This is a genomic window from uncultured Limimaricola sp. (assembly GCF_964022235.1).
Lineage (GTDB): Bacteria > Pseudomonadota > Alphaproteobacteria > Rhodobacterales > Rhodobacteraceae > Limimaricola.
In genome coordinates, this window is sequence record NZ_CAXHZL010000012.1 from 95,638 (window position 1) to 113,979 (window position 18,342).

Below are 18,342 nucleotides of genomic sequence, written 5' to 3' on the forward strand. Positions count from 1 at the left end.
CGGCCAGACCAAGGATGGAAGGACTATCCATGACCTATTCGCCAAGCGAAACTCGCTACGAAAAGATGACCTACAACACCTGCGGCGCAAGCGGGCTGAAACTTCCGGCGATCTCGCTGGGTCTTTGGCACAACTTCGGCCACGACACGCCGCATGACGCCAAGCGCGCGATTTGCCAGACCGCTTTTGACCTCGGGATCACCCACTTCGATCTCGCCAACAACTACGGCCCGCCCGCAGGCTCCGCCGAAGAGGCGTTCGGGGAAATCCTGCGCACTGACTTCAAGGGCTATCGGGACGAGCTGTTGATTTCGTCGAAGGCGGGTTGGGACATGTGGCCCGGGCCCTATGGTGATGGCGGTTCGCGCAAATACCTCATGGCGTCCTGCGACCAGTCGCTGAAGCGTCTCGGCGTCGACTATGTCGATATCTTCTACTCGCACCGGTTCGACGCGAACACGCCGCTCGAGGAAACCATGGGTGCTCTCGACAGCATCGTGCGACAGGGCAAGGCACTCTATGTCGGGATCTCGAGCTACAACGCTGAGATGACCCGCAAGGCCGCCGCGATCCTCCAGGACCTCGGGACGCCCTGCCTCATTCACCAGCCAAGCTACAACATGCTCAACCGCTGGATCGAGCGCGACGGCCTGAAGGATACGCTGGCCGAGCTCGGCATGGGCTCCATCGTCTTTACGCCGCTGGCGCAGGGGATGCTGACCAACAAATACCTCAACGGTGTTCCCTCCAATAGCCGTGGCGCCCGTGGCACCACGTTGAGCGAAGGCTTCCTATCGGAAGAAAACATCGAAAATATCCGTCAGCTGAACCGCATTGCCGAGGGCCGTGGCCAGACGCTGGCGCAGATGGCGATTTCTTGGGTTCTGCGGGGCGGTGCGATAACCTCCGCTCTGATCGGGGCATCGAAAGCGCAGCAGGTCATCGACTGTGTTGGCGCGCTGGCAAATTTGGACTTCACCGCCGTAGAGCTCGCCGAGATCGATCGCTACGCGGTTGAAGGCGACATCAACCTGTGGGCTGGCGCGACAAACAGCTGATCCCGCACCATTTGCTGCTCGAGGGCGTTACGTAGTCTCCAAGTGTCCTGCTCCTCTAAAAGGGGGCGGGGCTCATTTGCGGAACTTTCAGCGATCCGCAGATCGGCCGGCAACCGGACGACCATCGCGGCGGCAGGGAGCTTTGAATCAAAATCGGAGCAGGCGTGCCTCATCCGGTTCTCTGTAGAGCGGCTGTGAAAGAAGGATCCCTTCCAATCCGATGGCGCACTAGACCCATCGACCCAGTCAGCTCACTGCCCGATCATCGGGTCTAAGCATGACAGAGGCGGTTACGTTCCTCGTACGCGCATCCGGGGGATATTCCCCCGGAATTCGATCCTCAACTGTAGGAACTCTCCCGACAGCCACCGCTTACGGTCGCAAAATTGACAGCAGCCTCTGAAGGTCGTCGCGGGTCGGTGTGCGGTCGTCATCGATCATGCGCTCAAGCTGGACTGCAGCGGCGCCAGCCTGCCACATGCCGCCGCCTTCAACTATTTCCAGGACCTCCCCTCCGACCTCCTCGAGCGACAGCCCTTCCGTGAATCCCGGCTCATCCTGCGCCATGCTCTGGCGCGTCAGTTCGACGGCATGGTCCTCACTGCGGGCCCATCCGATCCAACCGTAGAGCCCGGACTCCCGATAGTTATATTCCCACTCGATCAGCACAGAATAGTATTTCAGTTTCCCTTGCATGTCGGTCCCGCTAATACATGACACCTTGAAAATTAGCGGATCCAGATTTCCCCGAGATTAAAAAGGGCTGCCCCGGACCGTTCGGCCTCAATTCAAACAGAATTGGTCCAGGGCGGATGGGTGCCGTCCCTACCGGACGGTCTCGCTGCTATTTGGAAGATCTTTTTCGACCTTTGGCGTGCAGAGGAGCGCCCAGTGAAAGCGGATCATCTGATTATCTCGCCTCGCCGTATCCCGCGGCCGAGGTGGTGCGTGAGCACAGTGACGGCGATTACGCATTTCCTCACTGTGGCCGGACACGGGCGCCTGATCACCCGTCGCGTGGGAAGCCTGCCCGTGCTGCGGCCAAGGCGAAGATGACGAGGATGACCTCGCCTGGCGGACACAAGCCCCTTTGCGGATGGAAAGGAGCCTCAGCTGGTCCTGCGGCCCTTCTTCTTTTCCTGAGATAGCGTCTCGAGGATGTCCGAAAGGGCCAGGCCATACTGTCTGGCCGCAGCTTCTGCGGCCTTCAATGCATGGGCCTTGGGTCCGTTTCGGCGGTCCTCGCTCGCCTGCCGGCGGGGGCGAGAGCGGATCGGAGACTTCGCAGACACCGGTGAGGTCTGAGAGTCCTCATCGTTGATCTCTTGCGCCGCCTGACGCCAATGGGCCTCGCTGCGGTCAACGGGGCATCCTTCGCGCTCCCACAGCTCATAAGCTCGCTGGCGAATGCGGTCTTCAGGGGTCGTCGACATGGGGGGAGTCCTCCAACGCGCAGATGCTTCAAAGCTAGCGGTGCAGCAGCGCAGGGCAATGGCTCGCCAAGCCCTCTGCCAGTGCGGGATTCTGGGGCTCAAGTGGGGGAGGGCGGATTGTCAACATTATGAAATCATATGGAAAAACCACAGAAAGGCGTATTTTAGCGCTTGCGGCCGGAGCCAGGATGCGGTAGTAAGGATGTACCGGAAGCGGGGCGTTTGACTGACAGCAGTGCCTCGATCCCGGCGGCCGCGCCGCGGCTTAGAATACAAGTGGATCAGGTAGCGCACGCTCGCGATTCATAGGACAAACTTCTCGGAGTGAAGTCCGACCCTTCCGCATTAGGCGGCCTAGCCCCCGGAGGTCCGACCTCCGGGGTTGCTCTTTTCGATGATCCATATTGCGCTCCGATGGACAAGGTCGGGGCGGCCTGCGCTCGCTCTTCCCCACCAAGCTGCCTGGGGCCATGCTGTCGGCTCCCGCGGCGTCGAGCGGAGCGCGATCATCTCGCGCAGCCCCAGTCAGCTCGGCCGGGAGGGAGGGAGAGCGCAAGAGTCCGATCCAGACTTTGTCGACCGCGATAGATCGATCTTCATCTTCAGCTGGACCTGAGAGCTCCGATTGATTGCACGCCTCGGGACCCCGTCCATTCACGAGCCTCGGCCTGCCTCCATCTGCTTCGACATAGCCAGCTGGATTGTGGCAGGTTCAGCAGATTTGCGCACATTATGACGACCTGATGCCTAATTCGACATGAGGATGGCTGGAAAGCTGGGTCCTCTAGGGAATGGATGTGAAAGAATGTCTGGAGTGGTCTCGGACAGGCATCGCCGAACCTACTTTGCTCCATCAGATCAGCGCGCACGTCAATCGGCATAATTTGTACCGTGAGGTCATTTTGGCCTTTAATCCACCTAAGGTATGTCCTACCTCATCCCTGCCAGTGCGGTTTCGAACAATGGCTGCAGCGGCAGCCGCGCGCAAATGTTTTAGGTAAGCTTAAATTCTTAAGCTCGATTCCGTTTGCGCAAGCAGGGGAAATACTTGGTATGGCCAGAATTGCCGTTGTTGATGACAATGTGAATCTTTTGGTCTCTGTTTCGGCGGCTCTGGAAGCAGAGGGTTTCGAAGTTTCCACCTATCGGAATGGTGTCTCAATCCTCAAGGAATTCCCGAAGGTCGAGCCCGAACTGGTGGTATTGGACGTGAAGATGCCCGGGCTGGGTGGCCTGGAGGTGCTGGAACACTTGCGACAGATCAGCCAGGTTCCCGTGATCTTGCTGTCCGGCAAAGCCACCGAGGTGGACGAGGCGATCGGCCTTCGGATGGGTGCGGACGACTACGTAGTCAAGCCCTTCTCTCAGCGGCTCCTCACGGAGCGCATCTCTTCGCACCTGCGGAGACAGGAGGCGCGGCTGGCGGAGCGGGGCAAGCCCCGCGTGCAGTCGCTTGGCGAGGCTGATCTCGAGGAGGCCGAAGTGCCTCGCATCGACCACACCAAGCTTGCGATGGATCCACGCAGTTTTTCCGTGCAATGGCGCAACGAGAATGTACCCCTGACGAAGTCGGAATTCGCGTTGGTGCATTTTCTCGCCAGCAATCCGGGCGTATTGATGTCCAGAGACCAACTGATGGATGTTCTTTATGCAGATGAGGCCGGTGTGATCGACCGAAGCATAGACGGTCACATCAAGAGGATCAGGGCGAAGTTCCGACAGGCGGATGAGGGGTTTTCCTCGATCGAAACGATGTACGGAATTGGATATCGATACACCGGGGAATGAGGGCGCTGGCTGCATGGCATTTTTCGGTCTCGACGAGGTCGCCTCCGTGCCTCCCGATCTGGCACGCCCTTCATCCTCTTGGAGGTAACGCGGTGCCCGCGACACTGGTGATGCCATTCGACTTCCTCCGCCTGCCGGTCATCGCGGTGGTCGGGCTGGTACTCTACGGCGAACCGGTCGGACCGCTCATGCTGCTCGGCGCCACGTTGATCCTCGGCGGCAACTACCTGAATATTCGGGCCGAGGCGCGGCGGCCCGAAGCGGCCTGATCTCGTGAGACCCTCCATCTTGTCAGGAATGGCGGCCGCCAGACGATGAGCATGCCGATCTCTGTAGGCGAGCTCGGCTTAGGCGGTTGCAACTTCTGCCCCTTGCAGCCGCCGGTGCCGCGCATAAGGTCACCCGGCTCGGTAGAACTCGGATAGAGGCGATGTCATGACAACTGCGGCTCGTTCCGGAACCTACCTGGCGGTTCTGTCCGTTCTCGGGGTCACGCACCTTCTCAATGACCTGATGCAGTCGTTGATCCCGGCCGTCTACCCGATCCTGAAGGCCTCCTATGCGCTGGACTTCGCGCAGATCGGTATGATCACCCTGACCTTCCAGGTCGCCGGCGCACTGCTTCAGCCCGTCGTGGGAATGGTCACGGATCGGCGCCCGGCGCCATATTCGCCCGTCGCCGGCATGATGTTCACGCTCACTGGGCTGATCAGCCTCGCTTTCGCGGCAAGCTACGCCATGATCCTGATGTCGGTGGCCCTCATCGGTATCGGGTCGTCGATCTTCCACCCCGAAGCAACCCGAACCGCGCGCTACGCGGCCGGTGGCCGACAGGGATTGGCGCAAGGCATCTTTCAGGTTGGCGGGCAGACCGGTGGCGCTCTTGGCCCCGTGCTGGCCGCGTTCATCATCGTTCCCTGGGGCCAACCAAGTCTTGCCTGGTTCGCCGTGGCAGCCTTGACCGCGATGATCCTGCTCACTTGGATCGGCAGTCAGCAGGCTCGGATCAGCGCCGCATTTGCTCAGCTTCGTGCCCAAACACGAAAAGGCTCCGACACGCCCCAGCACTCGCGTCCGACGGTCGCTGTCGGTCTCGTCGTCCTGACCCTGTTGATGTTCATCAAGAACGCCTATGGAGAGAGCTTCCGGTCCTTCTATACCTTCTATCTCATCGAGCGGTTCGAGGTGTCGATCCGCAGCTCCCAGATGATGCTGTTCGTCTTCCTTCTGGCCGCCGCCGTAGGCGTTCTTGTCGGTGGCATAGTCGGAGACCGCATCGGACGGTATCGCATCATCTGGATTTCGATCCTGGGCCCGCTGCCACTGACGTTGCTGCTGCCTTATGTCGACCTGTTCTGGACCGGTGTGCTGACGGTGATGATCAACCTCATCATGGCCAGCGCCTTCGCCTCGATCCTGATCTACGCCATGGAACTCCTGCCGAACCGTATCGGGCTCATCGGCGGGCTGTTCTATGGTCTCAACTTCGGCCTGGCCGGCATCGCCGCTGCGATGCTTGGCGTGGTGGCCGACAGTCACGGCGTTGAAACGCTCTATCAGATCTGTGCCTTTCTCCCAGTGGCCGGACTTCTGGCATGGTTCCTGCCGCGGATCGAGCACTGACGCCGCCGACGCCGACCAATTCCCGAAAAGTGCCGAGGTCTGCGACATGGCGAATGCGGTAGGCCCCAGCGGAAACACTCGTAACCTCAAGGGGTGGCGTTTTCATTGGCCACACTTGATCTTACAGTTCAGCATCGCGTGTCAGACGGGAGTGGAAAGTGGTTCGATCGGAGCTGGTTCAACGGATTGCCGACGATAACCCGCATCTGCTGCGGCGCGACGTCGAGCGGATATTGAATGTAGTTCTGGCGGAGATCATCGAAACGCTGGCCCGCGGTGGGCGTGTGGAACTGCGCGGCTTCGGCGCTTTCTCTGTCAGCCGGCGTGACCCGCGCTCGGGTCGCAATCCGAAGACGGGCGCACCCGTTCAAGTCGATGAGGCCCATTTGCCGAAGTTCAGAGCGAGCAAGAAGCTGGTCGCGCGGCTGAACGGAGCAGCCGCCGACATTTCAGACGGACAAACCGCGGAAAGCCAGCACGGATAGCAGATCATCCGATGCGGTGTCCGTTGCCGCCGGGGTTCTGAAGCGGGCCAGGGGCACATCTCGAAACCCGTCAAGATCAGCCGGATCATGCCTCTGTCGATGCAGTCCGGATCAGAGAGTTCGCCACACCATTTGGCCACGCGCGTCCGCCATCATTTGTCGGCGGGTTCGAGATAGTGAGCCCGGTGGAGCGACTGATTTGAGGGCCTCGCTCCCAGTCAACGCTCAGGGAATTTCGCCTGTCCGCTTTAGGAGAGAACGACGGCGGCGTCCGGGAGGGAGGAAGACGCCGCCGCTGGTTCCTCGGGTCTGGGAGGAGAGACCCGAGGAGCTCTGGGTCGAGCCGCCCAGGGAGGAGGAAAGGGCGCTCGAGTCTGGCCTTGTGCCCTTCGCGAGTGGGAGGACTGCGAGGACAGCATTGAGATAACCATCCGGGACCCAGCCGCAATCCGCCCTCAAGACAATCCTGCTATGCAGTGAATGCATGGGTAATGAGGATGTTCATTCGACAGAAGCGCGGCGCTACGCCAGTCGAGTTATTAGACCTGAGCGCGCAGTTTCGTGTCTGTCCTTTCCTCTCGCCTTGAGAACGAGCACCGGCACCAAGGCTGACAGTCGGACGACGCGAAGCCGGGCTGACCCAGCGCTACCTGCCCGAAGGGCAATGTCGACTGGGACGCGCCATCGCGTAGGAAGATGGTCGCTCTGCGCCGCGTCTGGTCTTTCCTGGGGGGATGGCTGGATGCGGCCGGGCATCTGCCCATTCCTCACACCGCGCAAAAAAATGCTGCCACTGGATACGCCAGGGCAGCAGTTTCACGGAAGAGCAACGGGGAGCGTTCCTGATCCGCCGAGAGGATACTGCCCCAACAAGCCGGCATCCCACGCAGAAAACCTATACCTTCGGATAGATACAGGTCAACCTCAAGCTGAGGCGTGCTGCCGGGCGACCTCGTCAGCGGCAGCGCCGGGGGGGCAACTGTGTCGTTTCTTAGAGGCGAATGGGCTGTTTGTTCCGGATCATGGCGTTGAGGATGACGAGGAGCTGACGGGCAACGGCAATGAGAACTGTTTTGGGGGCTTTGCCGGCAGCCTTCATTCGATCTCGCATGGCAATCAAGAGCGGCACGCTGCGGGACGCGCTCAAAGCCGCGATGTAGAGAGCCTCGCGGACTTTGCGTCGTCCTCCCCATATACGTCGTGTGCCGCGCCATGTGCCGCTCTCGCGGGCATGTGGAGCGAGCCCGGCGAGAGAGGCGATCCGACGCCGACAGAGCGTGCCGAGTTCGGGCAGTTCGCCGAGAAGCGTTGCCAGCACCGTCGGTCCAATCCCAGGCACGGCGCGAAGCAACTCCGCATGCTCGGTAAGTTCGGGGCTGTCTCCGATCAGAGCCGCAATCTTGCGATCCATGATGACAATGCGGCGGTCGAGCAGCGCGATCATCGTCTCGATCTCGCGCAGGATTGCTGGCTGGCCGGCGCTGTGGCGACGCACCTTTTCGGCTTTCCGCATTTCGACCAACTGCCTGCGGCGACGAAGGAAATCAGAAAGTCGGGCCCGATCCGGATGAGGCGGCGCGGTAACCTCGAGAGGCAATAGGCGCCCCATATCAGCCAGTATGCGCGCATCGACCCGATCCGTTTTGGCCAACACGCCCGTCGCGCGGGCGAACTCTCGGGCTTGGCGCGGATTGACCCGTGCGAAGCGAAGGCCCCGGTCGCAGAGTGCCTTGATCAAAAGAGTGTCGCAGCCGCTGGTGGCCTCGAAGACGACCAGAGAGTTTGTAGGCAAGGACGCGGCCCAGCGGGAAATGCTGTCCGGATTGTTATTGACCCTCACGACCACCTTGGTCGGCAGGGCATGCGTATCGATCCAGCCGCGGGCAAGGTCGCAGCCGATGACGGTCTGTGGCATGGTAAAAGCTCCTGTCCATGTCATGCGGGATCGGAGTCAGCCGTCCCAAGCAACTGTTCAGGTTGATCGCGACGCGGAAGGGACCCTTGCTCCCACACGGGCTCTCTACCCTGGGGGGGGACGGGCTCCCTTCCGCACCGCCACTTTACTCCATTCGCAACAGACAGGGGGGGGGCGCTAGGCCCGCTCTTCCCTTTGCGCCCAGGCTTCTCCGACTCAAGCCAATCAGATGGCCGTGGACGCTGCGGCAGAATTAGCGTTTCGATGGCTTTGGGGGACGGAGCACGCCTGTCCCGATGAGGCCGCGGGCCGAAGGTAGGGTGTCCCTATTTCCATCCAGGCACCGACTGCCGGTTTCCCCTCTGCTCAGGAATCAGGCAGACCCCGACGGGAACGCGCAAGCAATCAGCTTCGCGCGCTGCTCTCGGAGAAACCCGAATGCGAGCCTGGCATCATCTCTATCCCGCGCTGCCGGCGTCTCAGAGATCCGAGCAACTGCGAGCCGGATTCGGGGCCTTGATCGGCATCAGCCTCTGCGCCGCGCTGGTGAGCCTTGGTGCCACCTGGGCTGGTCCAGAACTCTTTCTCGTGGCGCCCCTCGGTGCGACGGCCGTGCTGGTCTTCTGTGTGCCGAACTCGCCGCTTGCTCAGCCTTGGTCCGCAATCGTCGGCAACGTGACCTCGGCCCTGATCGCGCTGCTCGCGATCCGGTTTGTCCCCGCGCCCTGGACGGCCGGCATGGCGGTCGGCACCGCGATCGTGGCGATGATGGTCATGCGCGCTCTGCACCCTCCCGGTGGCGCGGTTGCCCTGCTGATGGCGCTCGACCCGGCGCTGGCGCTGGAGGCCGGGCCGATGTTCGCGCTGATGCCCGTGGGGGTGACGACAGCTGCGCTGGTTCTTGCGGCCATTATCTACAACCGGATAACGGGCCGGGCCTACCCATTCCGCCAGCCGGACGCGGATGACGCCCAAGATCCCGCATTGCGACTGGGGCTATCGACCGACCAGCTCGGCGCGCTGCTGGAGCGATTCAATCAGTCGACGAATGTCGGCATTGCTGACCTTGGTCGGCTGCTCGCAGCCGCAGAGGCAGAGGCGGCGCAGCATCGCTTCGCGGGCACGACCTGCGCCGACATCATGACCAGAAATCTCATCACCGTGCAGCCCGGCACGACGTTGACCGAGGCAGCACGGCTCTTTCACAGCCATGCCATCAAGAGCCTCCCCGTCGTGGAGGAGGGCATGAGGCTGCGCGGCCTCGTGCTCCAGTCCGATCTGCTCGCCCCGATGGCAGCCGAGAGGGGCTTTGAAGCGCAGCATCAGCGCACTGCCCTATGCACCGTCGCCGATGTCATGCGCGCGGCCGACTGCGCCGTTTCCCATGATCTGGCGGTCGGGGTTCTGTTGAACCGGCTGGCCGTTCAGGGAAGCGAGGTCATACCGGTGGAAAGGAATGGGCGGCTTGTCGGCATTGTGACCCGCTCCGACATGATCCGGCTGCTGCTCAGCGGTGCCGAAGAGCGCTCCGCGGCATAATCGTTCCGCCCTGACGCCAACCGGCGCGAGTGCGGCAGTGCCTGGCGCTACATGTTGAACCCAGCTTCGGCTTTCTCCTATGTCGGCAGGGCATGGATTCACGCAAAGCCGTTATGGTTTGGCTCACTGGGAGCGGAACCCGTCCCACTGGTAATCGCCAAACGTCAGCTCTCGTGGGCCATGATGCTGTGCTTCGCCGGAACTGCGCCTTCCCCCTTCAGGACTGTATCACGCCAAGTCGTCGGGCAGCACGCCTTCCGGGATGTTCTGGTAGCAGACCGGGCGCAGGAAGCGGCGAATAGACAGGGTGCCCACCGAGGTTGCGCCGAAGTTGGTCGAAGCCGGATAGGGCCCGCCGTGGACCATGGCGTCACAGACCTCCACCCCCGTGGGGAAGCCGTTGGCCAGCACGCGTCCGGCCTTACGCTCCAGTACCGGCAGCAGGCTCCGCGCTAGTGCGGTGTCGTTTTCGTCAATGTGCAACGTCGCGGTCAACTGCCCGGCAAAGCTCTTCGCCACCTCGACCATCTGGTCCGCGTCCTTCACCGTCACGATCAGACCGAGAGGGCCGAAGACCTCCTCACCAAGCGTATGATTGCTCAGCCAATCTTCGGCGGCGACCTTGAAGAGAAAGGGCTTTGCCTCACGCGTGTCGCACATGGACGTCAAAAGATGCTGCACGCCGGACTGGTCGCCCATCGTCGCTGCGCCGGAGGCAAAGGCCTCCGCGATACCGTTGGTCAACATGACCTGCGCGCCGCTTTCTGAAAGCGCCGCACGGGCGGCCTCGGCGAAACCATCGGCCTCGGCCGATTCAATCACCACGGCAATACCGGGGTTGGTGCAGAACTGACCCGCGCCCATGGTCAGCGAGGAGGCCCACCCCCTGCCCAAGGCCTCGCCGCGGGCGGCGAGTGCCGCAGGACCCATGAACATTGGGTTGACGGAGCCCAGTTCGCCGTAGAAGGGGATCGGCTCGTCACGTTGCGCGCAGAGATCGAAGAGAGCGCGCCCACCGCCAAGCGAGCCGGTGAAGCCCACGGCCTTGATCAGCGGATGCTGCACCAGTGCCTGGCCGACGGAGCGATTCCCGCCTTGGATGAGGGAGAAGGTCCCGGCTGGCATGCCGCATTTCCTGACAGCGGCATCAATGGCTTCAGCGACGATCTCACCGGTGCCGGGATGGGCGCCGTGACCCTTCACCACCACCGGGCAGCCGGCCGCGAGTGCCGCCGCTGTGTCGCCGCCGGCGGTGGAGAAGGCCAGGGGGAAGTTTGAGGCACCGAAGGCAGCTACTGGTCCGATGGGGCGCTGCATCATGCGCAGGTCGGGGCGCGGCAGGGGCTGGCGGTCGGGAAGCGCCGGGTCGTGGCGGATCTCGAGATGCTGGCCCGCACGGATGTGGCTGGCGAAGAGGCGCAGCTGTCCGGTGGTGCGGCCACGTTCGCCTTCGAGGCGGGCGGCGGGCAGGCCGGTTTCCCGGGTCCCGATCTCAGTGATCTGGGGGCCGCGATCTTCGATCTGATTGGCGATTTCCTCGAGGAAGAGCGCGCGTTCTTCGCGGGTGGTGTAGCCGTAGATCCAGAAGGCTTCTTCGGCGGCTTCGCAGGCGCGAGCGACGAGCTCGGGGGTGCCAAGGGAAAAATCATGTGCCGGACCGCGGACGGGTTCGAAGGTGAAGGTCGCTTCGGTGGCGACCCAGTCGCCGGCGATGAGGTGTTTGCCGTGGGGGGTTAATTCCGGGATCGTGCCGTCCATGGGAGGTCTCCTTCCGAATGGTATAAAACGTTGGCCTCGTGTCGGTCTTCGGCCGGATCGCCCTGGTGCGACCGCCGATGCCGATCGACAGAGGGCTGGAGGAGGGCCTGCCCCTCTCTTGCCTACGGCAATTCCCTCTCGGGGTAGGTCCGGCAAGATGGAGGAGCGCAGTACCTCCGAGGATCATCTTGCTCCTCCTACTTAAAAGAGGTGGGGTCAGGCCGGTGGGAGCTTGTAGAACCGGGCCGCGTTGGTTTCAAAGATCTTTGCCAGATCTTCCGGACCGAAGAGATCGCCCAGCAAGTTACGGGCGAGATCGGTGACCTGCGCATGGGTGGCGGCCAAGGTACAGACCGGCCAGTCGGTGCCGAAGACCAGCCGGTCGGGTCCGAAGGCCTCAGCCACATGGGAGAGGTAGGGGCGGACGCGCGCGGGCGTCCAGTCCGGGCCTGCTTCGGTCACCATGCCGGAGATCTTGCAGGAAAGGTTCGGGTGGGCCGCGAGGCGGGTCATGTCCTCGCCCCACTGGCCGAGGCTGGGAACGGTCATGTCGGGTTTCGATAGGTGGTCGACGATGCCGCGCAGCGTTGGGACTTCCGGCAGTATGTCGAGCAGGGGCGGCAGGTGACGCGGGAAGGTCAGGATGTCGAAAGGTATGTCGCGGCGGGCGACCTCGGCGAGGTTTGCGCGGAAACTGTCCGAGGTGATGAGTGCCGGATCGTGCTCCTGCAGCATGGGGCGCAGGCCGTGCCATTTCGGCTGGGAGACGGCTATGCGCCGTCGGTCGCCGGCAAGCAGATCGCACGGGCCTGTCACGAGACGCTGATGCGCGACGGGCTGGCCGCCTATGACGCTGCTCGCGCCGGCTGCCTGACCCAGGCGGTGGAGAACATCATCGAGGCGAACACCTTGCTGTCGGGGCTGGGGTTCGAGAACTGCGGCGTTTCGGCGGCGCATGGGGTGCATGACGCGCTGACCGTGCTGGAGCCGACCCATCACTTCATGCATGGCGAAAAGGTCGCCTTCGGCATCGTCTGCCTTCTGGTGCTGGAGAACCGCGGGCCGGAAGAGGTCGAGGAGGCCGTCCATTTCTGCGCCGCAATCGGCTTGCCGGTGACGCTGGCGGACCTCGGCCTGACAAAAGTGAGCGATGCCGACCTGATGCAGGTGGGAGAGGCCGCGATGAACCCGGCCTCGGTCATTCACTCGGTGCCCGTTCCGCTGACTGCCGCCAAAGTCGCCCAGGCGATCCGCGCGGCAGATGCCATCGCGACCCGGATCACCGGGCGCTAAGGCTCTGTCCCCGGCCCTTCCGGGCCGGGGACAGACGCCCCGGTGCAAGGAGGCGCGGGGGCGAGGGAGGAGAGATCATGAATGTTCGCCAGCTCGCCGATACCTCGGCGGCATCGGGAAGTGTTGCCTCGGGCCCGGCGCTGTCGGTGCGCGGCATATCGAAAACCTTTGGCCCCGTTCAAGCACTGAAACAGATGCAGCTCGACCTGTCGCCGGGGCGCATTCACGCGCTGATGGGCGAAAACGGTGCGGGGAAATCCACGCTGGTCAAGGTGCTGGCGGAAATGCACCTGCCGACTGCTGGGCAGATTTTCGCTGGCGGGGCGGAGGTGCGCTTCGGTTCTCCGCGTGATGCGACTGCAGCCGGGGTGGCCGTGGTCCATCAGGAACTGCTCCTGTTCGGGCAGCTGACGGTGGCCGAGAACATCTTCTGCGGCCACTACAAAGTTCGCCCTGAGCAACTCCCAAGCTCCTGAATTTGCTATCTGAACTCTCGGAATTTGTGGCGATGATTTGCAGGCTTTCGTAAGCTGTGTTTCGAAACCTTGCGAATTCCGGAGCCGTGATGAAGCCTCATCCCCGCGCTGAAGAGCAGGACGACCTCCTGCGGCCCCGCCTGACCGACATGATCGACATGCGTCATGAGCTGGCGACCTTGGCAGAGCTGATCGACTGGGAATTCTTCGAGCGTGAATGGGCCGGGTTCTTTCCATCCTCGGTCGGGCGGCCAGCGACACCGGCGCGGCTGATCGCGGGGCTCCTCTACCTCCAGCACGCCTACCGGCTTTCGGACGAAGCCGTGGTCGCGCGCTGGGTCGAGAACCCGTATTACCAACACTTCTGCGGTGAGACGTTCTTTCAGCACCGCCCGCCGATCGACCCCTCATCGCTCACCCGCTGGCGCAAGCGCATCGGCGAAGAAGGCGTGGAATGGCTGCTCACGAAGACCATCGAAGCTGGTCGCAGCTCGGGCGCGGTGGCGGACAAGAGCCTGAAGCAGGTGTCGGTCTGACACCACGGTCATGGAAAAGAACATCGCACACCCGACCGACGCGCGGCTCTACGAGACGGCGCGGCAGAAGCTGGTGGCCCTTGCGGCCGAGGCCGGGATCGAGCTGCGCCAGACCTATGCGCGCCTGGCCCCGAGCCTGGCGGTAAAGATCGGGCGACAACCTACGGACAAGATTGTTGTCGCCCATCATCAACTGGCCTGCCAAGGCGCTGAGGCCGAAGGGTAAGACGATCCGCAAGGTGCTCGAGCAGCGACGGAGGGCCGGATCGAGCCGACCATGTTTCGGGTCACGCTACCAGGCTGGCTGCGAGAGCGCTTCGCCGAGCAAAAAGGGTGATGGGCTCGGACAGAAAACGGGAGGGCGCTGGTTGTATCGCTCCTGATGGCCGAGCCGTCCCCGAATGGCTGCCGCCTGTGCTGGCTTCGGACTGGTGGTTGCCTTGCCGGTCGTATGTGGGGATTTCGATGAAGTGATGTGGCGGTCTCACATCCTTGCCGGCTCGCGCGCTAGGGCGCCGATCCAACCGGGCCGCCATATATGCATGCTCTTGGGCCGCTACACGTTCGGCCCCAGTCACCACCGTTTCTAGCCGGTGCGTGACGGAGTATTTCCGGAAAACGCCTGCATCGTGGGGTGCTGGGCCGGCCGTTGGTGAACCGCGTGTGCCTGCAGCCGGGGGCAGGCTCGTATCCTGCGGCTGACACGGGTCGCTGAGAGTTATCGCTTGGCATTCTCCCGACAGTGCGCGTTCCCCCGTTTTCTGTGCCAACCGCTCTCTCCCGGTTACTCCATACAAAAGAAACACGGATCCAGAACGAGGAAACAGATTTCCCGAACCCTGCTGGCTCTGCAAATCTGTTTCCTCGTTCTGGTCCTGTCGCCCTTGGCTTATCGAGCAGAGCGTTCCTCTCGGTATCGACCCGCTGTAGATCCGTCTTGGTGCGCGAGGTTCGGCATTCTCCTTGTCTCGGTGATGCCCGCCGCCTGACCGAGCCGAGAGGCGCAGAAGTTCAGCGGGCTTGTCATGGCACGGGGACTGGAGCTCGGGAGGCATGGGATGCTTTGAGCAGGCTTGGAAGAGCCGAACCGAACTTGCCGCGCTATCATCCGCAACGGCTTAGCGGGCATCCCATGCCGCCCAAGACATGCGGCTACCTTGGTGCAGAATGAAGGGCGATCCCCTCTCCTCGAACGCGAATCACTAAGAGGGTTGAGGACACGGGCGGCAGCGAAAAGGGGAGTTCCACCTCTTCCACGGGAGAAATATAGGAGACTAGAGCCTATGACGTTGCGTCAGTCGGCAAAAAAGTGCCGAATCGCTCGCGAGGCTCGGTTTGGCTGAGGATACTTGGTTCAAGAATGAACGCGCCGCGGGCGCCGTTCGCAATAACCCCATGATATCCATGCATATATAGCGAACATCATAGTGCAATCCCATGCATTGTCAACATTAGATTTTGTTTTTCGGACTGCATTTTTGGCTGACAAAGACACCCAAGAACAAGTTCCGCGGACACAACCGCCGCGCTCGTAGCGCTTCTTTTTCAGTACTTGATCCATTAAACCAATTCCCAAGCATGGTCACCGAACCATGCACTAGAGAGGGACTATACATGAGGACAGTGACGATTTCGGAGCCGCATCGGCCCCCGATCTCCAGGACGATGCGGCCAACCTCGACGAAGAGCTGGCCGCAATGCGGAGGAGGGCCGGCCGTGCGCTGCATGTTCCCAGAGGGTGTGACCTCGTGCAGCTCACCAATGACATCGAGCTCGGATTTCTGATGCAGGGTATCAGGCAGGAGAACCTGATCGATACCATCGTCGGGCATATTCCGGACGGACCAGATTCTGACGCCATGGGATCCAGCGACGCCGTAGCCACGGCCATGGTTCTCATGCGTCGCGCCCCGGAGGGCTGGCGGCTTGCCTTCGTCGATCAGGTCGATCGGCCGGCAAACGGCATGAGCAGCTTCACAGCCTGGCTGTCTCCTGCAGCGGCGGCGGAAGCTGACACCTTGCAGAAGGGAGCAGCGCAAATGTCTCTCTAGGCCCGTTCCGGCGACCTTTCCGTCGCCTGCATTTCCCGACCTGACTGAGGGCAAAGCCTGCGCGCGTACAGCGTGACGGGACGGATGACGCACGGACATGCGCATCCTCCCGATCACGAAGCACGGGTTTAACCGCAGTCATTCATTTCGAACTCGCGCAATCCCGCGCGGGACGCCGCCCGGCTGCACGGTCGGCGCACAGACAAGGACGACATCATGAGTAAGATCACGCCCGACGCGTTCGCCCACTCGCAACCTGTCTCGGAGATCGAAAACGATCTCGCGAGGCAGGTGCCCTCGGTGACGCTGTTCACCGCCGATGGCCAGTCCCTGACTAAGCGCTGTTCTATCGAAAATGGCGCTCTGCGCAAGGCATCATTGTCAACATTCAGCAGGGGCACCGCAGAAACTCGATCCGTGGCGACAGCAAGCGTCGTCATCCGATCGGTTGCAAGGGCGCGGCTCCTGACACCGATCTATCGCTTTTGAGAGGGTTAGGCGGACACCGTCGCTCCCAGCGATCCCCCGGCAGTAGGGGAGGGCGCAGCTCGGTTTCTCCACGCACTACGTAAACCCGCAGGAAACCGGCGGCCCGCACAATTCGATGCAAATCGTTCGGACGGCCGCCCCGTGGGGCGGCTCGCTTCCCCCAACAAAGAAAACCAATGAGGCACAGATGAAGACCCTGACGATCACCAGCCGCGACCCCCAGCTCACTTCCACCGAAATCCGGGCGGCGCTCAAGCGGCATCTGCATGAGGTGAACGGCCGGGCCCGTGTCCACACGCTCGATGCGGACGACATTCTCGCACTGGCGAAGCGGGTCGAGCGCACCCTGGTCACGGCCGGCGTCACGCAGCGACACCGCGCCGGAACGCGCGTGTCCTTTCTGCCCGGCGGGCCAGGGAGCGCTTACGCTCAAAAGGGATACTACGTCGTGACGACCGTCGTCACCCTGCGCCGGACACGAGATGGCTGGCGACTGGCTTCGGCAGAGAAGGCCGAGATTCCGGCGGCCCGCGTCGAACGACTGGATATCGAAATCACCGAGCGCGCCGAAGCGGACATCCTGCGTCGCAGTTTCGACGGGCTGAGCGTCCGGCGCGCGGCGTGATCGTCCCGGCACACAGGAGCGGGGGCCTATTTCGGCCCTCGCATCATCACGCCCTTTTTCAACGCCAATTCATCCTCTCCCTCATTTTTAGGACACCATTCATGTACAGCATAGACGCCTTCGCGGGCACAGGCGCCTTGACCCTTGGGCTCAAACAGGCCGGTGTCATCGCCGCGGCACTCATCGAACGAGATAGGCATTGCTGCGAGGCGCTCCGGCGCAACGCGCGCCTCCTCGGTCTCGAAGGCACGACGGCGATCCTCGAGCGCGACATCCGGGAGGTCGATTTTCGGCCCTACCGGGGTATCGACATCGTCGCCGGTGGCCCCCCGTGCCAGCCCTTTTCAAGCGGAGGCCAAGGTAGGGGCCAGCAGGATCCGCGCGACATGTTTCCGGAAGCGATCCGGGCGGTTCGTGAATGCCGCCCGAAAGCCTTCCTGTTCGAGAATGTCCCAGGTGTGTTGGCACCGCGCCACCGCGACTACCTCGACCACATCATCATGCAGCTGCAGCTTCCGACCGTCACCGCCCATTCCGGCGAAAGCTGGCAGTCGCATGCCGAACGCCTCAAGGCGTGCCTGGATTACGGCATCGCGGTACCGCTGCAATACGAGGTGCACGTGCTGCCGCTCAACGCCGCGGATTTCGGCGTGGCGCAGTCCCGCAAACGTGTGTTCATCCTGGGCTTCCGCTCGGATCTCGCAGCAAGCTGGGCCGCCCCGGTGCCCACGCATGAACGACCTCCAAGGCGGGTCAAGGGAGTGTGTGCCACTCCGGGGGTGCAGGTGACGATGGGCAATACGCGCAAAACCGGCGGCTTGCGGCCCTGGCGCAGCATCAGGGATGTCGTACATGATTTGCCGGCATTCGGCACGTCGGAGGCCGAGGCCCTTGAGCATCGGTTCCGATCAGGCGCCCGTCCGTATCCGGGGCATACCGGGAGTCCTTACGATGGCCCGTCGAAGACCCTGAAGGCCGGGGTGCACGGAGTGCCCGGTGGCGAAAACATGATCGCCTTCGGTAGCGAGCAGTATCGCTACATGAGCATCCGCGAAGCGGCCCGGGTGCAGAGCTTTCCCGACGTCTACCGCTTCGACTTGGCCTGGAGCCGGGCGCTGCGTCTGCTCGGCAATGCCGTGCCGGTGACGCTCGCTACCGTGGTGGCACATTCCGTGGCCGAGGTGCTGCGGTCCGCCGATGCCCGCCGCCAGGACGAGGCCGCCTGAACATCAGCCCGACAGCGGCCCGAGATGCTTATCGGTCTCGGGCCAGT

General features: G+C 62.5%; 17 protein-coding genes and 1 pseudogene. 13 read left to right on the plus strand and 5 right to left on the minus strand.

The features are described 5' to 3' along the window. The first annotated feature begins 29 nt into the window (after positions 1-29). The gene (gene mgrA / locus AADJ02_RS14815; protein ID WP_341213781.1) at positions 30-1,058 is read left to right on the plus strand and encodes an L-glyceraldehyde 3-phosphate reductase; all 1,029 of its coding nucleotides are present in this window, start codon (positions 30-32) and stop codon (positions 1,056-1,058) included. Positions 1,059-1,430: 372 nt separating this feature from the next. Here mgrA and AADJ02_RS14820 read toward each other — a convergent pair whose 3' ends face one another. Beyond that, positions 1,431-1,754 carry a hypothetical protein gene (locus tag AADJ02_RS14820; protein WP_341213782.1) on the minus strand — a complete coding sequence of 108 codons (324 nt, stop codon included), beginning with the start codon at positions 1,752-1,754 and terminating at the stop codon, positions 1,431-1,433. Positions 1,755-2,167: 413 nt separating this feature from the next. Then, entirely contained in the window at positions 2,168-2,491 is a 324-nt protein-coding gene (locus AADJ02_RS14825) for a DUF2934 domain-containing protein (protein ID WP_341213783.1), read from the minus strand. A 1,053-nt stretch (positions 2,492-3,544) separates the two neighbouring features. Between AADJ02_RS14825 and AADJ02_RS14830 the strand changes: the two genes are divergently transcribed. From AADJ02_RS14830 to ihfB, 4 genes are all read left to right on the plus strand, one after another. Next, the gene (locus AADJ02_RS14830) at positions 3,545-4,279 is read left to right on the plus strand and encodes a response regulator transcription factor (protein WP_341213784.1); all 735 of its coding nucleotides are present in this window, start codon (positions 3,545-3,547) and stop codon (positions 4,277-4,279) included. A 110-nt stretch (positions 4,280-4,389) separates the two neighbouring features. Then, complete coding sequence (locus tag AADJ02_RS14835; RefSeq protein ID WP_341213785.1) at positions 4,390-4,548, plus strand: hypothetical protein; 159 nt, start codon at positions 4,390-4,392, stop codon at positions 4,546-4,548. A gap of 166 nt (positions 4,549-4,714) precedes the next feature. Next, complete coding sequence (locus tag AADJ02_RS14840) at positions 4,715-5,902, plus strand: MFS transporter (protein ID WP_341213786.1); 1,188 nt, start codon at positions 4,715-4,717, stop codon at positions 5,900-5,902. A gap of 158 nt (positions 5,903-6,060) precedes the next feature. Then, positions 6,061-6,387: an integration host factor subunit beta gene (gene ihfB, locus AADJ02_RS14845; protein WP_341213787.1), complete on the plus strand. Its 327-nt coding sequence runs from the start codon at positions 6,061-6,063 to the stop codon at positions 6,385-6,387. A gap of 991 nt (positions 6,388-7,378) precedes the next feature. On the opposite strand, the gene AADJ02_RS14850 is transcribed toward ihfB, so the two are convergent. After that, the gene (locus AADJ02_RS14850; RefSeq protein WP_341213788.1) at positions 7,379-8,302 is read right to left on the minus strand and encodes an IS110 family transposase; all 924 of its coding nucleotides are present in this window, start codon (positions 8,300-8,302) and stop codon (positions 7,379-7,381) included. Between the two features lie 516 nt (positions 8,303-8,818). On the opposite strand from AADJ02_RS14850, the gene AADJ02_RS14855 reads away from it, so the two are divergent. Continuing rightward, positions 8,819-9,841 (plus strand): HPP family protein, encoded by a 1,023-nt coding sequence (locus AADJ02_RS14855; RefSeq protein WP_341213789.1) that lies wholly within the window; start codon positions 8,819-8,821, stop codon positions 9,839-9,841. A 228-nt stretch (positions 9,842-10,069) separates the two neighbouring features. On the opposite strand, the gene AADJ02_RS14860 is transcribed toward AADJ02_RS14855, so the two are convergent. Continuing rightward, on the minus strand, positions 10,070-11,599 hold the full coding sequence (locus tag AADJ02_RS14860; protein WP_341213790.1) for an aldehyde dehydrogenase (NADP(+)): 1,530 nt from the start codon (positions 11,597-11,599) through the stop codon (positions 10,070-10,072). 216 nt (positions 11,600-11,815) lie between these two features. Further along, positions 11,816-12,334, minus strand: a complete 519-nt coding sequence (locus AADJ02_RS14865) for an amidohydrolase family protein (RefSeq protein ID WP_341213791.1) — start codon at positions 12,332-12,334, stop codon at positions 11,816-11,818. On the opposite strand from AADJ02_RS14865, the gene AADJ02_RS14870 reads away from it, so the two are divergent. The 7 genes and pseudogenes from AADJ02_RS14870 to AADJ02_RS14900 all read left to right on the plus strand — a co-directional run bounded on the left by AADJ02_RS14870 (position 12,320) and on the right by AADJ02_RS14900 (position 18,295). Further along, positions 12,320-12,892: an iron-containing alcohol dehydrogenase gene (locus tag AADJ02_RS14870; RefSeq protein ID WP_341213792.1), complete on the plus strand. Its 573-nt coding sequence runs from the start codon at positions 12,320-12,322 to the stop codon at positions 12,890-12,892. The two genes, AADJ02_RS14865 and AADJ02_RS14870, sit on opposite strands and share 15 nt — an antisense overlap. Before the next feature lie 77 nt (positions 12,893-12,969). Beyond that, entirely contained in the window at positions 12,970-13,368 is a 399-nt protein-coding gene (locus tag AADJ02_RS14875) for an ATP-binding cassette domain-containing protein (RefSeq protein ID WP_341213793.1), read from the plus strand. Between the two features lie 89 nt (positions 13,369-13,457). Continuing rightward, positions 13,458-14,061 (plus strand): annotated as a pseudogene (locus tag AADJ02_RS14880) (IS5 family transposase); the annotation flags it as partial. 1,591 nt (positions 14,062-15,652) lie between these two features. Then, positions 15,653-15,955, plus strand: coding sequence for a hypothetical protein (locus AADJ02_RS14885; protein WP_341213794.1), 303 nt, complete (start codon positions 15,653-15,655; stop codon positions 15,953-15,955). A 216-nt stretch (positions 15,956-16,171) separates the two neighbouring features. Further along, a complete protein-coding gene (locus tag AADJ02_RS14890; RefSeq protein WP_341213795.1) occupies positions 16,172-16,444 on the plus strand; it encodes a hypothetical protein in 273 nt (90 codons plus the stop codon). A 187-nt stretch (positions 16,445-16,631) separates the two neighbouring features. Then, the gene (locus AADJ02_RS14895; RefSeq protein WP_341213796.1) at positions 16,632-17,069 is read left to right on the plus strand and encodes a hypothetical protein; all 438 of its coding nucleotides are present in this window, start codon (positions 16,632-16,634) and stop codon (positions 17,067-17,069) included. A 101-nt stretch (positions 17,070-17,170) separates the two neighbouring features. Next, positions 17,171-18,295, plus strand: a complete 1,125-nt coding sequence (locus AADJ02_RS14900) for a DNA cytosine methyltransferase (protein WP_341213797.1) — start codon at positions 17,171-17,173, stop codon at positions 18,293-18,295. Positions 18,296-18,342: the final 47 nt, after the last annotated feature.